11 protein-coding genes are annotated in these 13,250 nt (G+C 43.5%); 7 read left to right on the top strand and 4 right to left on the bottom strand.

Annotated elements, in window-relative coordinates; genetic code table 11:
- Nucleotides 1-18: 18 nt before the first annotated feature.
- Together NIAKO_RS34020 and NIAKO_RS34025 are read right to left on the bottom strand one after the other, a co-directional pair.
- Nucleotides 19-2,391 (bottom strand): T9SS type A sorting domain-containing protein, encoded by a 2,373-nt coding sequence (locus NIAKO_RS34020; protein WP_014223041.1) that lies wholly within the window; start codon nucleotides 2,389-2,391, stop codon nucleotides 19-21.
- 206 nt (nucleotides 2,392-2,597) lie between these two features.
- Complete coding sequence (locus NIAKO_RS34025) at nucleotides 2,598-2,861, bottom strand: hypothetical protein (RefSeq protein WP_041347627.1); 264 nt, start codon at nucleotides 2,859-2,861, stop codon at nucleotides 2,598-2,600.
- 336 nt (nucleotides 2,862-3,197) lie between these two features.
- Between NIAKO_RS34025 and NIAKO_RS34030 the strand changes: the two genes are divergently transcribed.
- The 5 genes from NIAKO_RS34030 to NIAKO_RS34050 all read left to right on the top strand — a co-directional run bounded on the left by NIAKO_RS34030 (nucleotide 3,198) and on the right by NIAKO_RS34050 (nucleotide 7,465).
- The gene (locus NIAKO_RS34030; RefSeq protein WP_014223042.1) at nucleotides 3,198-5,468 is read left to right on the top strand and encodes a TonB-dependent receptor; all 2,271 of its coding nucleotides are present in this window, start codon (nucleotides 3,198-3,200) and stop codon (nucleotides 5,466-5,468) included.
- 44 nt (nucleotides 5,469-5,512) lie between these two features.
- A complete protein-coding gene (locus tag NIAKO_RS34035; RefSeq protein WP_014223043.1) occupies nucleotides 5,513-5,800 on the top strand; it encodes a 2TM domain-containing protein in 288 nt (95 codons plus the stop codon).
- Nucleotides 5,801-5,853: 53 nt separating this feature from the next.
- Nucleotides 5,854-6,492: a hypothetical protein gene (locus tag NIAKO_RS34040; RefSeq protein ID WP_014223044.1), complete on the top strand. Its 639-nt coding sequence runs from the start codon at nucleotides 5,854-5,856 to the stop codon at nucleotides 6,490-6,492.
- 69 nt (nucleotides 6,493-6,561) lie between these two features.
- Nucleotides 6,562-7,158 carry a hypothetical protein gene (locus NIAKO_RS37450; RefSeq protein WP_014223045.1) on the top strand — a complete coding sequence of 199 codons (597 nt, stop codon included), beginning with the start codon at nucleotides 6,562-6,564 and terminating at the stop codon, nucleotides 7,156-7,158.
- A 13-nt stretch (nucleotides 7,159-7,171) separates the two neighbouring features.
- Entirely contained in the window at nucleotides 7,172-7,465 is a 294-nt protein-coding gene (locus NIAKO_RS34050) for a winged helix-turn-helix domain-containing protein (protein ID WP_014223046.1), read from the top strand.
- Nucleotides 7,466-7,513: 48 nt separating this feature from the next.
- Here NIAKO_RS34050 and NIAKO_RS37455 read toward each other — a convergent pair whose 3' ends face one another.
- Entirely contained in the window at nucleotides 7,514-8,926 is a 1,413-nt protein-coding gene (locus tag NIAKO_RS37455) for an Ig-like domain-containing protein (protein ID WP_014223047.1), read from the bottom strand.
- Nucleotides 8,927-9,396: 470 nt separating this feature from the next.
- Between NIAKO_RS37455 and NIAKO_RS34060 the strand changes: the two genes are divergently transcribed.
- Together NIAKO_RS34060 and NIAKO_RS34065 are read left to right on the top strand one after the other, a co-directional pair.
- A complete protein-coding gene (locus NIAKO_RS34060) occupies nucleotides 9,397-10,332 on the top strand; it encodes an ABC transporter ATP-binding protein (RefSeq protein WP_014223048.1) in 936 nt (311 codons plus the stop codon).
- Entirely contained in the window at nucleotides 10,310-11,182 is an 873-nt protein-coding gene (locus tag NIAKO_RS34065) for an ABC transporter permease (RefSeq protein WP_014223049.1), read from the top strand. Before NIAKO_RS34060 ends, NIAKO_RS34065 begins: the two co-directional genes overlap by 23 nt.
- A gap of 11 nt (nucleotides 11,183-11,193) precedes the next feature.
- On the opposite strand, the gene NIAKO_RS38285 is transcribed toward NIAKO_RS34065, so the two are convergent.
- The gene (locus tag NIAKO_RS38285) at nucleotides 11,194-13,182 is read right to left on the bottom strand and encodes a PAS domain S-box protein (protein ID WP_014223050.1); all 1,989 of its coding nucleotides are present in this window, start codon (nucleotides 13,180-13,182) and stop codon (nucleotides 11,194-11,196) included.
- Nucleotides 13,183-13,250: the final 68 nt, after the last annotated feature.

Consider the following 13,250-nt stretch of genomic DNA (forward strand, 5'->3'; position numbering starts at 1 on the left):
TAAGTCTTCTAAACTTTATTAGTTCTTCAACAATTTCTTCGTGAAGAGCTGATCTTTACCAGCTTTCACATCAAGCATATACATACCTTTTGTAAGTCCGGCCGGTATGCGAATGCTGAGCGAATGGCTTCCGATGCCCAATTGTTCAGTAGAGCTGTAAACCTGTCTTCCTGCAAAATCCAGTAAACGGATATTAACTGTTTCAGCAGTTTTCAATCTGATCTGAATGTTGAGATCTCTTTCAAATGGATTAGGTAATGCTTCCACATCCAGGTCGTTAAGGTTCAACAGGATAACACCAGAATAATTGACGTTACCACCTTTTTGATTAACCTTCAGGCGATAATAACGCGTGGTTGAGAAAGTATGGTCTGCATCAGTGAACTGGTAGCTATTGGCAATATTGGTATTACCCTTGGCTGGCACAGTACCAGCTTTGGTGAATACACTACCGTTCTCTGAGTATTCTACATCGTAAGTAGCAACACCTTCATCTCCATTTATTGTCCAGTTTAAAACTGACCGTTGTTCCTGCAGGCTGCCTTTAAATTTCAGGCTCATCAAAGGCAATACACCATCTGAGAAGAAGCAGGTAGGTGTTTGACCAATGTTGGTGGGATCGCTTGAGTTAACAAACATTACGTTACCATCTGCATCGAGCAGGGAGATCTTAGACTGGTTACAAACCTGTTTGTTAGGCTCAGTTTTAACCCGGAAGGTTACCACCGCTGCGTTTGCCGCTGTAGGAAGGATGATACCTGCCTGCTGACCTGCTGTGTTTACCAGCTTACCATTGGGGCTGCCGGTAACTGCATAAGGCATTACACCGGCTACATCCGCTACAGAAACACCATTCAGTTTTGTTGTACCGGCAATGTAGGTAGTGGATGGTGGAATATAGTCATACATATAAACACCCGCCGCGTTGATGTTACCGATGTTGGTTACAGTGATCTTATATTCAACTGTGTCACCGCCATTGATGATACCATCACCATCTATATCGGTATAAGTTTTATCGGCAATGATAGAGCTTGCCAGTGCCGGAAATCCGCAAGAGGAGTAGTCACCACTGGTAAACACGTTCGTTTGGGAAGCATTGATTTTGGCAGCCTGCATGGTTTGCAGATTGAGTTTGTAAACATCATGGTAGGCTCCATTGATATATACGTTCCCATTGGCGTCGATAGCCAGCGACTGCGAGGTACCCGGGAAGGGGCTTACCGCACCCATGAAGGTGGCTACCCGGGTGGTTGGGTCTACCTTGTACATGTTACTACTATTGGCAATCAGGTATAATTTACCCGAGCCATCGGCAAAAAGGTCACCCCCGCCTTCACTAAGCACGTCTTTAGAGCCGTTTACCGATGCATTTGAGAGGGTTCCCAGGGAAGTAATGGTTGGTACGTTACCGGGGCCAATGCTGAAACGAACCAGGTCTTTCGCATTGGAGGTTAACGCATAGAATTTACCATCAGATCCTTTACCCATACGGTTGATATTATAACCAGAGCTGGTGTTCGTTTCCAATGGATAACCTGTACATCTGTAAATTACATCATCATCAATATCATAATAACAAAGCGGGTCTGCATTGGTAGTATTATTGATAAAGTAGATCCTGTTGGAGTCTCTGTCATAGGCAATGGCTGCACAACCATCCAGTAACTCAATTTTGGTTCCACCGCCGCTTGCACCCGGACGTTTAATGGTAGCACCTGTAAATGCATCCTTTTGAGGAGTACCAGGGGTTGGTCCTATTGCAAGGTCAGGTCCGCCAGTACCATTTGTGATATCTACAGTTCTGAAATAACTGTGATAGTTGCTGTTATCGGATGCATCGACCGGGGTAACCTGGTAAACCACATTACAGGCAGCATCCATAGTGATGGCCGTGTATACTGTGTTGGTAGCCTGAATGGTTGAAACTGCATTCTGGGTGGCGTCGATGGTAGCGTTATTGAAAACGTTTCCACCGTTGGAGCTAACCTTTACCTGGAAAACGATGGTAGCTGTTACATTCGGTGCCAGAATACCACTGCCATAGGTGGGCGATTTAATTAAACCACCAGCTCCTGAGTAGGGCATTTTGCCACTGACGTCAGCTACAGCCGCCCCATTCAAGGTGGTAGAACCAGTTATATACGTTACACCCGCAGGGATGTTATCATATAACTTGGATGAAACAAAGTTTGTGGAAGTAAGATTCTTTACCGTGATGGTATAGATCAATATGTTTCCCATTGATGCTGTAGTACCATCTCCACCGGTAGAAAAGTTACTTACAGTTTTAACAAACTGTAAGACTGCCTGGGCCTGCGTATGTGTCTTAAAGCCCAGCAGCAATAAGACAAAGAGCATGGCCTTCAAAGGGTAGAATTTAAAGCTCATAGGTTCCGGATTTACACATGAAAGTTTTCGAATTAAATTCACGTCATAACCAAGAAACAGGCCTCGTACTGCTTCATAAGTTATAACCTATTAAACGGTTTATTTTGCGATTTAGTTGTTACTCATTTAGTTTCATTTTGCCGCTGTTTTTAAATTGTTATCTATAGTAAATGTATCAATCAGCTCGTCTTCAGTTCAGTCAATAATTATCCTTTTAATTCAATGGGTATTAAATAAGCACTGGTTCTTACGCCACTAATTTGTTTAATAAAGTGATTACATCCGGGAAAACTTTTGAAAACAGGAAGGAAAGAAGCAAATAAAAATGAGGGGCTGGTTAAACAGGTATACATTACCCGCAACCATAGGGGTGATTGTACCTGCAGGGCATTGTTACCTATTAAGGTAACCGGGCGGTTAAATGCATCTAAACGAATAGACGCTTGTAAAGGAGTTTCGATCCTTTTCATAGTTTTCAAGACGGATATAACATTTAACGGCTAAGGTTGACAATTTTAGCCAATCGTACAACGCAAAAGCCACACGGATATTTTACAGGAAAACACGTACCCTTTTTAGACTTGACATATTATATTTATGTTTATTGTAAAATATCATATGAATCAATTTACAACGAATTATGTAAAAAATAACTGTTTTGTAAATTTGATGCAATATACTATCAATCAGCCAAATAACATAAAACAGCCTGCATTCTCTATTTTGGACAATTGTGGAAAAGTAATAAAAAATAATTTGGTTTATAACGTAAACCAGTTTACGTTTGAGTATAAATTAAACCACCCATGCTACCGCTTTTGCCGCTGCTTATTTTGCTCTTATCCTTTTTGGCCGGGTCAGCACAAACTGTTGTTTCCGGAAAAGTAAAAGATGGAAAAGGCCGTCCTGTTCAGGGAGCCAGTATTTCTTTAAAAGATACCTACGATGGCGCTACTACCGATTCCCTGGGCGCCTTTCATTTTAAAACCACTGAAAAGGGCGAGCAGGTATTGCTGGCCACCTCCATTGGCTTTAAACTACAGGAACAAAAAATAACCCTTTCGGGCGCCACCATGCATTTTGACATTGTATTGAAACAGGAGCCTAACGAATTAACCGCAGTAACCATTACCGCCGGCTCCTTTGAAGCCAGCGATACAAAACGTACCACCGTTTTAAACTCAATTGATATTGTTACCACCGCCAGTGCCAATGCCGACATAACCAGCGCCATAAAAACCCTGCCCGGTGCACAACAGGTAGGGGAGAGTGAAGGATTATTTGTTCGGGGTGGTACAGCCCAGGAAACAAAGGTTTTTATTGATGGAACCCTGGTGAATAATTTCTTTTTCAGCAGTGTGCCCGATATAGCCCAGCGCGGCCGGTTCTCGCCATTTATTTTTAAAGGCACTGTTTTCAGTTCCGGCGGTTATTCTGCTTTATATGGCCAGGCGCTTTCTGCTGCCCTGATCCTGGAATCGGTTGACCTGCCCGATAAGTCTTCTGCCAGCCTGGGCATTTCTACTGTAGGGGTGAACGGAGGCTTTCAGAAATTGTCGAAGAACAAAAATGCCAGCTGGGGCGTGAATTACAACTATACCAACCTGGCCGCTTATTTTGCCGTGATTAAACAACGCCCCGATAACTTTAAAATCCCGGAATTTCATAACGGGGAAGCTAACTTCCGCATAAAGACTTCCAAAACCGGGATGCTGAAATTTTATGGATATTTCAATTATAACCAGTTGGGTTTACGCCGGCCCGATATCGATTCCGTTGAATTAAAAAATGCTTTCAAGCTCACTAACTTCAACGTGTATGGTAATTTATCGTGGAAAGAAAAGCTGGGCAAAAAATGGCACCTGTACATGGGCGCTTCATACAGCAACAATACCGATAAAATCGGGAATGAATTGCAGGACCAGCAAAACGTTCCGGTAGTCATGCACCTGGAGCCCTACGACACCAAGAGCTTTCATGTAAGGTCCTACGGGGAACTGGCACAGATAAAAACAGTGTTTGAAAGACGCCTGTACGGGTTAAGCGCCATTCGTTTTGGTGGCGAGTATATGTATTTTAACGATAAGAATAACTACACCAACCAATACGTTACAAACGGCATTACAGCCGCCACTGATAATTTCAAAGCTGCTTTTGCCGAAGCGGATATTTATTTGACCAACGACCTGGCGGCTAAATTCGGCGGTCGTGTTGAACACAGTTCCCTGCTGGATAAAGCCAATATAGTTCCCCGGATTTCACTGGCCTATAGAGTTGGTAATAAGGCCCAGGCTTCGCTGGCCTATGGCATATTCTATCAAAAGCCCGAAAAGGATTATTACCTGCGCGGCTATGCCTACAATAACCTGTTATATACAAAAGCCACGCATTACATTGCCAACTATCAGCGGGTAAGCAGGGACTATACCTTACGTATTGAAGGCTATTATAAGAAATACCAGAACCTGGTAAAAACCTATGGCACCAGTAACGCAGGCATTATCGATAGCGTGGCTACCAGCGGGTATGGCGAGGCCAAAGGGATCGAGCTCTTCTGGCGTGATCGCAAAACATTGAAGAATGTTGACTACTGGTTTTCTTATTCATACCTCGATACCAAAAGAGATTACCTGAACTATCCGTATGCCATTCAACCCAATTTTGCGGCTAACCATACGGCCAGTTTGGTGGTGAAAAAGTTTGTTACCAAAATAAAGACCCAGTTTAATGGCTCCTATACATTTGCAACCGGCCGCCCTTATTATAACATCCGGTACAGCAGCGTTTCAGGTAAGTACCAGATTGCCGACCAGGGAAAAACCATATCTTACAACAACCTGAGCTTTAGTGTTAATTACCTGCCTACTATCGGTAATGCTAAATCAAAAAACTTTACAGTATGGGTTTTCTCAGTAAACAATGTGCTGGGCACCAACCAGGTTTATGGTTATAATTATTCATTCAACGGTTTGCGAAAAGATCCTATTTTGCCAACAGCCCGGCGGTTTTACTTTGTGGGTTGTTTCCTGAGTTTTGGTGTTGACAGAAGCGAAGATGTCATTAACAGTAATTTATAACAGCAACATTTAACTAATTATAATAAACCGTAAACACCAGTCACATGGAAAATGAAAAAGACCCACAATTGTGGAAAATAGCCAAACGCAGGGTTGGGTTTAAATATAACCTGATAGCATATCTTGGCATGAACTGTTTCTTTTGGGGCATATGGCTCTTTACCGGCTCCAATAATGGTTATGGAGGATTCCCCTGGCCAATATGGCCAATGTTTGGATGGGGAATTGGCGTGTTGTATCAATTTTTCGATGCATACGTTTTTACAAAAAACGGCAGCAGTGTAGAACGGGAATATGAAAAATTGAAACGGCAGCAAGGAAATTTTCAATAACAGCAACGCCAACAGGCAAATAGAAAACACAATAAAAAATAAAATCAACCACCATGAAGCAATTGTTTTTTATCCTCCTTTCGATTGTGATCGTATCCCAGGGGATAGCGCAAAGTGAAAAATTTACCAAGGCAATGACCTCCACCATTGCAACTTTTGATTCAGCTAAAACAGCCGACGACATGCTGGCCTCGTCAGCCGCTTTTGAACGGATTGGCGATGCAGAAAAAACACAGTGGCTCCCTTATTACTATGCCTCGTTAAGCCAGGTTCTTTATGCTTTCATGAAGAACGACATGACCCAGACCGATGCATATGCTAATAAAGCCAATGACCTGCTGAAAAAAGCCGATGCTTTACAACCTAATAATTCTGAAATAAGCTGTGTTAAGTCAATGATCGCTACCCTGCATTTGATTGTTAACCCACAGAACCGCTGGCAGGAATATGGACCGGTATTGCAGACAGAACTGGACAATGCTAAAAAGCAGGACCCTACCAATCCCAGGCCTTACTATTTACAGGGACAAAACCTGCGCAATACCCCTGAACAGTTTGGTGGTGGTTGCGCTACAGCCAAACCATTGCTGGAAGAAGCGCTGAAAAAGTATGACGCTTTCAAACCTGCTTCCGCTCTTGCTCCGCATTGGGGTAAAGGACAGGCAGAAAAAACACTTTCTACTTGCCAATAACAAGAATTGTCCACGTACGGCGTCGAATGTTGTGCGTGGACATTTTCCTTTTTAACAGGTAATATTTATATGGAAAAAGAAACCAGTTTTTCGCACGCTGATAGTTTAGCGCTTATTGAATCCATGATCAATAAAGCAACCAACCGTTTTAATGAGGACGGTTTTTTGTATTTGTTATGGGGTTGGGTAGTGCTGTTTTGCAGTGTAACGGAATTCTTTTTATTACGTATACAGTTTGAAAAGCATTACCTGGTTTGGACACTTACCTGGGCTGCGGTTATCTACCAGATCTTTTTTCTGCGTAAGAAACGGCAGCGGCAACGGGTGCGTACCTATACCGATGAAATTGTAAAATACGTATGGATCACATTTATAATAATCATGTTCCTGTCGGGTGTTTTGATAAGCACAATCCAGGGCAGGGAATATTATAAATTAATTGATCCCATGTTTTTAATTATTTATGGTATGCCTACTTTTTTGTCCGGCATCATTTTGCGGTTTAAACCGTTGGTGTGGGGTGGCATTGGTTGCTGGGGGCTGTCGTTATTGACCACGGTAATCCCTGTTGAATATCATTTGCTGCTGGTGTCTGCGGCCATGATAATAGCCTGGATAACTCCCGGGTATTTATTAAGGCTGAAATTTAAAAAGGCAAATCCTTAATAAGGCGATTGCTATGGAGTTTAAAGATCTGGATCCGATTTTACATTCCCAACTGCGGTTGGCGGTTGTTTCCCTTCTCATTAGTGTGAAGGAGGCAGAGTTTACGTTCATTCGTGAAAAAACGAATGCCACTGCCGGCAACCTGAGTGTGCAGATAAATAAGCTGAAAGAAGTGGGGTATATAGAAGTAATAAAACAATTCAAGGACAACTATCCGCAAACCATTTGTAAAATAACCCCTGCGGGCGTGGCTGCCTTTGAAGAGTATGTAAAGAACCTGCAGTCGTACCTGGGCGTAAATAAATAACCCCCACTTTTAGTAAAAGCAGGGGTTTCCTTACCTGTGAAACTACAATTATTCTTTAATCAGTTTTACCAGCATCCGCTCTTTACTGTTAACAGATACATCCAACGTATAAGCTCCGGGCTGCAAATTGCGGCTTCCTTCCATAATAAAATTACTGGCGCCTGCATCGGCTTTCGAGGTTTTATTCATCACAATGGCGCCATCGGCGTTCAGGATCTTCAACGCTACAAAGCTGCTTTCATTCAATTGCGTAGTCACTGAAATATCTTTTTTGGCCGGATTAGGCGTAACGCTCATCATTTTCACCGTAGGTGTATTATACACCCGCACAACCAGTAACCGACTGGTAGCCACCTTACCTGCATCATCAACCTGTTTCAGGCGATAATAGAGGTCTTTTTTCAATGCCTTGTTCTTGCCCACCTCATCGTCGAACGAATACACTTTCCTGGTAGCAGAAGTGCCCTGTGATTTTACGGTGCCGGCAGTGATCCATTTGTGGCCATCGAGGCTTCTTTCAATTTCAAACCGGTCGTTGTTATACTCATAACCCGTTGCCCATTTTAATTCCACCTGTCCGCCATCGTTATAAAGCCCGGCAAAATCGCTCAGGCTAACCGCCTCTTCGGGAAAGTCGAGTTTAACGGTGGCATCCTGTGAGCACAGGCGGCCATAGCCATTGTCGCAAACTTTATAGGTAAAGGTGGTAGAATGGCCGGTGAATCCGGGATTGGGAATAAACGTGAAGCTGCCATCGCCATGCATGGTTACTTTGCCATCCTGCGAATTAGTGATGAGATAAGCATTCAGCCGGTCGTTGTCGGCATCACGGTCGTTTATGGTAACCAGCCCGGTTGCGGTATGATTGGGCAGGCCGCTGATATCATCATTTACTGCCACAGGCGACGTGTTGCAACCTTCAGCATAATGCTGGGGAGCTGAAACATTCAGTTGATCTATGGCAATACGGGTGGCGCCGCCAATACCCTGGTAGTTCAGGTATAGTTTATAAATACCTGGTTGCAAGTGGGAGAAAGTTTTGTTGTAGTTTTTGATAGCCAGCGCTGTGGGGGCACATTCAAAACTATCCAACTGGGTTACATTAATATTGTTGGGATCGGTTAAAAACACTTTTAACCACCGGCGGGTGCCTTTTTCAAAAGCCAGGTTGAATTGGTAATTAAAAGAAACCGTGATGTTATCAGTAATATCAAGCGACGGGGTATAAATGCCCGTTCGTTGATTGGTGCTGATGGCGCTACCGGGAACCAGCCAGCCGTCCGTTTCGGTATTGAAGCCGGTGATCTCGAAATTTGGTAACGTCCAGCAATGACTTTGTAAGTATCCTTTAACCTGGTTTAGGGCAACACCGTTGCGGGTGTTGAAATTTTCAGTAACCTGTGCGTTCATGCCGGTAACCAGCATACAGGTCACTATCTGTAAGCAAATAATGCGCTTCATTTTGTACTGTTTCAGCGTTTAGAAATAAATACGCCAGGGCAGGATGGGTTAAGATCCGTCATGGGTATTCAAAGGCAAATGCATTCTTAAAGGATACAGACGATCATGGGAGGGTAGCACGAATTATGTGGAGATTACGTAGGAATTGGAGATAGATATAGTAAAAATGCAGAAATCTGGTAATATTAAAACCGGCGACTGGTAATTCCGAACTCTGCTATCATTCAAATAGTCAGCGGCTTATGTAGATATTTGGAATTTTTTGCAGGAAGAATTTAGGTGTCCTGCGGGTTACGGAATTACAGAGGATGTTAGGAGGAACCTTACAAATGTAACTAACGGTTTTGTCTTTTGCAATAGAGATCCCATAAAAATATATTTTGGTTAAATCGGTCTTAATAATAGCAGGCAGTTCTTATATTTTTCTGGTTGAACCATTTAGGGTAGTAATTTGTACATCTTAGTAACGTATGTCTGCAATTATAAAAGTTAACAATTTAAGTAAGCAATATCGCGAAGTGAATGCGGTAAATGACATTTCATTTACCGTGAACACAGGTGATATTTATGGTTTCCTGGGCCAGAACGGCGCCGGAAAGTCCACCACTATTCGCATGCTGCTTACCCTTATTGCACCAACAGCCGGCACCATTGAATTGCTAGGTAAAAATTTACATGCCAATCGTAAAGAAGTGTTGCAGCAGGTAGGCGCTGTTATTGAAAAGCCCGATCTGTATAAATACCTGACGGGTTATGAAAATCTGTCCCTGTTTGCCAGAATGAGTGGGGTAAAGATTACCCAAAAAAAGCTTACTGAACAGCTGGAGCAGGTAGGGCTCACCGAACGGGCGCATAGTAAAGTGCGTACCTATTCTCAGGGAATGAAACAGCGTTTGGGAATTGCCATTGCACTTATTCACGATCCAAAGCTGATCATACTCGACGAGCCCACCAATGGATTAGATCCTCAGGGTATAGCCGATATTCGTAATTTGATCCTGCATTTAAGCCGGCACCAGGGAAAAACCATTTTGGTTTCTTCGCACCTGTTGCACGAAATAGAACTGATAGCCAACCGCATGCTCATCATTGATAAAGGCAAAAAAATAATGGAAGGAACTGTTGCCGAACTGGTTGATCCCGCACGCACCATGGTGCACCTGGAAGTAACCAATCCGCAGCAGGTAGTAGCCTGGTTACAAAGCAGCCGCTGGAACACCTGTTTGCAGGAGCAGAATAAGTCTGTGATCCTTTTACAAATGAACAAGCAGCAAGTGCCCGAATTAACTGCCGACCTGGTAAAGGCCGGGGCCAATATTATGTCCCTGCAGCCACAGAATTCACTGGAATCGTATTTTCTGTCATTAACAACCGAAAACCGGCATGTGGACACTTTTACAAATTGAGCTTTTCAAAATATTTAAACGTCCCCGTACTTACATTGCCTTTGTTGCCATTGCCGCTATTGTGGTTTTAATACAGTTGGCATTGTACCTCGATGGTAAAACCTATGTGAACTTTATGCTGCAAAGCATAGAGCGGTTTAATGTGGAAGGTAAGATCCTGAACGGGTATTTTGCCTGTTATTTAATTCTGCAAACCCTGCTCATACATGTGCCCCTGCTGATTGCGCTGGTTGGTGGAGATATGATAGCCGGCGAAGCCAATATGGGTACCCTGCGTTTGCTCATTAGCAAACCCATTAACCGGCGTACCTTGTTGATTAGTAAATTCCTGGCTTCTACTATTTATACTTTGCTGCTCCTGGTGTGGATGGCGATCTTTTCGCTGCTGATGTCGTTGATAATATTTGGTTCGGGTGATCTGATAGTATTTCAAAGCCAGGTTATTATTCAAATTCCGCGGTCAGATGTATTCTGGCGTTATCTCGCTGCCTTTGGGTTTGCGGCTATTGCCATGACAACCGTGGCTGCCCTGTCGTTCTTACTCTCATTGTTTGCAGAGAACTCTATCGGGCCCATTGTGGCGGCCATGAGCGTGGTAATTGTTTGTACCATTCTCACTACGATGGACCTGCCTTTATTCGTTTCAATGAAACCTTATTTGTTCACCTCGCATATGTTGGGTTGGAAAGGCTTTTTTGACATCAGGGCAGCGGCCGATGGGAGTGCAGAAATCGGCAGTATACAAAACCTGCCGGCAATATTGAAGTCTGCTGCAATACTGGTAGTCCATATTATTGGCTTTGTAGGGGCTGCGATTTTAATATTCAGGAAGAAAGATATATTGTCATAAACCTTGTTCTCCTAATCTGCTATAGTAAAATGGAAGGTGCTTCCTTTACCAACCTCAGATTCCACCCAGATCTTCCCGCCATGCAGTTCCACTATTTTTTTACAGTGCGCCAGCCCTATGCCTGATCCTTCATATACCGAGCGGTTGTGCAGCCGCTGGAAAATAATGAAGATGCGCTGCTGGTATTGTTTATCTATGCCAATGCCATTGTCGCGGATTTGAAAATGCCAGTAACCGGTTTGCTTGGCAGTAGTTATCTCGATATGCGGAGCAATGCCTGGTTGCTGAAATTTAATGGAGTTGCTGATCAGGTTTTGAAATAAGAGTTTTAATTCTGTGGCAAATGCATTTACTACCGGCAGCGGCCCGGCTACAATCTCTGCCTGATTTTCCTTGATCACTTTGGTAAGATCGGCCAGCACTTCTGCCAGCGCCAGGTTGCAGTTAACCGGTTCAAATTGTTTTTCGCGGCCAATACGTGAATAGTCAAGCAGGTCTTTGATCAACGTCTTCATTCTGTCTGAAGCCTGAATCACATAGTCGATATAACGGTCGGCATGCTCATCTAACCGGCCATGATATTGTTTACGCAACAGTTCTACAAAGCTGGATGTAGTGCGTAATGGTTCCTGCAGATCGTGTGAGGCTACATAAGCAAACTGTTCCAGCTCTTTATTCTTGATCTCCAGCTCGGCAGTTCGTTTTTGTACTTTTTTCTCCAGGGTAACATTGGCTTCCCTGATTTCTTTTTCCATTCGTTTCTTTTCTGAAATATCCCGAATGGCAGCAGTTACCAGTAAACCTTCTTCAGTTTCGAGCGGACTTATACTCATTTCTATCGGAAACTCTTCGCCGTTCTTTCGCCGGCCCAACACTTCAAGCCCTATATCCGTTGACCGTACACCGGGAATATCATGGATCGATTTGGGTTGTTCCTGTTGTGTGGACCGGAAGCGTTCGGGCAACAGGAGCTCCATATTAGCTCCTATCAGTTCGTCTTTTTGATAGCCGAAAATATTTTCGCATTGTTTGTTTACCAGGGTGATGTTGCCTTTTTCGTCCATGATCACAATTGCATCAGGCGCCGATTCCAGCAGTCCTTTGAATTTTTGTTGCGCCTGCTCAATATCGTGCATACTTCGATGCAGCTCTTCCGCCATGCTGTTGAAATTATTGGCCAGAATGCCAATTTCATCTTTTGAAAATGCTTTTGCCTTGCGGCTGAAGTCATTTTTAGCAACGGCTTTGGCCGACTGCAGGATTTCGTTCAATCCTTTTTGAATATTGCGGCTTACTATAATGGCCAGTGTTAAACCGGTTATTTCAACGGAAAGCGCAATCAGGAATAATAACCGCAATACCAGGTTTTCGAGCCAGCGCGATCCTTCCCCCAGGGTATAAGAAAACTCATCTTCCAGTACCGTTAGCCGGGCGTTCAGGGGATCTATTGACTGAACAATGGCGCTGATCTTTTCGGGTGAGGGATTGGGTAAGTTTATTTCATTGTGTAATTGCTCACTAATGGGAATAAACTCTCTTACCGACAAGTCGGCTGCTGCCCATGCTTTGATGGCTTTGTTAATGTAATAAATACGGTTGAAGCGGGTAAACAGTTTTATCATCCCATCCACATCGTCTTTGTGGTTGCGGCCTTCAATAAAACCCTCCCTGGCAATTGCCATGTCTGGTTTTGCTTTATTCAGTTCTATAAGGGTTTTGTGATCACCTCCGGAAACCTTCATAAATTCCTTGAACTTCTGATAATCGGCTTCATTATGTGTGCGGCTGTACCGTAACAACTGGTACATGGCGTCTTTTTGCGCTTTTGACCAAAGGCCTTCGCCGCTTACATAAGCCCGTACAGCCGAAAGGGTATTTATAGAAAAGATCAGTGCCCCCAGTTCTATAGCAATCAGGGTAGCCATAATGCCAACAGTAAAGTATAACTTTTTGGCAATGGATACGTTTCTAAACCATTTGGACAGCGAAACACCCTTCATTATAATTTCTTGTTTTTATTACCCGTATTGTGATTGGTTGAACGATAGCCTGGGAATACTTTTTTGCT

The sequence above is a fragment of the Niastella koreensis GR20-10 genome (assembly GCF_000246855.1).
In the GTDB taxonomy this organism is placed as follows: domain Bacteria; phylum Bacteroidota; class Bacteroidia; order Chitinophagales; family Chitinophagaceae; genus Niastella; species Niastella koreensis.

Excerpts from the sequence above, each read along its gene's own strand:
- NIAKO_RS34020 (WP_014223041.1), bottom strand. The coding sequence starts at position 2,391 with ATGAGCTTTAAATTCTACCCTTTGAAGGCCATGCTCTTTGTCTTATTG.
- NIAKO_RS34025 (WP_041347627.1), bottom strand. The coding sequence starts at position 2,861 with ATGAAAAGGATCGAAACTCCTTTACAAGCGTCTATTCGTTTAGATGCA.
- NIAKO_RS34030 (WP_014223042.1), top strand. The coding sequence starts at position 3,198 with ATGCTACCGCTTTTGCCGCTGCTTATTTTGCTCTTATCCTTTTTGGCC.
- NIAKO_RS34035 (WP_014223043.1), top strand. The coding sequence starts at position 5,513 with ATGGAAAATGAAAAAGACCCACAATTGTGGAAAATAGCCAAACGCAGG.
- NIAKO_RS34040 (WP_014223044.1), top strand. The coding sequence starts at position 5,854 with ATGAAGCAATTGTTTTTTATCCTCCTTTCGATTGTGATCGTATCCCAG.
- NIAKO_RS37450 (WP_014223045.1), top strand. The coding sequence starts at position 6,562 with ATGGAAAAAGAAACCAGTTTTTCGCACGCTGATAGTTTAGCGCTTATT.
- NIAKO_RS34050 (WP_014223046.1), top strand. The coding sequence starts at position 7,172 with ATGGAGTTTAAAGATCTGGATCCGATTTTACATTCCCAACTGCGGTTG.
- NIAKO_RS37455 (WP_014223047.1), bottom strand. The coding sequence starts at position 8,926 with ATGAAGCGCATTATTTGCTTACAGATAGTGACCTGTATGCTGGTTACC.
- NIAKO_RS34060 (WP_014223048.1), top strand. The coding sequence starts at position 9,397 with ATGTCTGCAATTATAAAAGTTAACAATTTAAGTAAGCAATATCGCGAA.
- NIAKO_RS34065 (WP_014223049.1), top strand. The coding sequence starts at position 10,310 with ATGTGGACACTTTTACAAATTGAGCTTTTCAAAATATTTAAACGTCCC.
- NIAKO_RS38285 (WP_014223050.1), bottom strand. The coding sequence starts at position 13,182 with ATGAAGGGTGTTTCGCTGTCCAAATGGTTTAGAAACGTATCCATTGCC.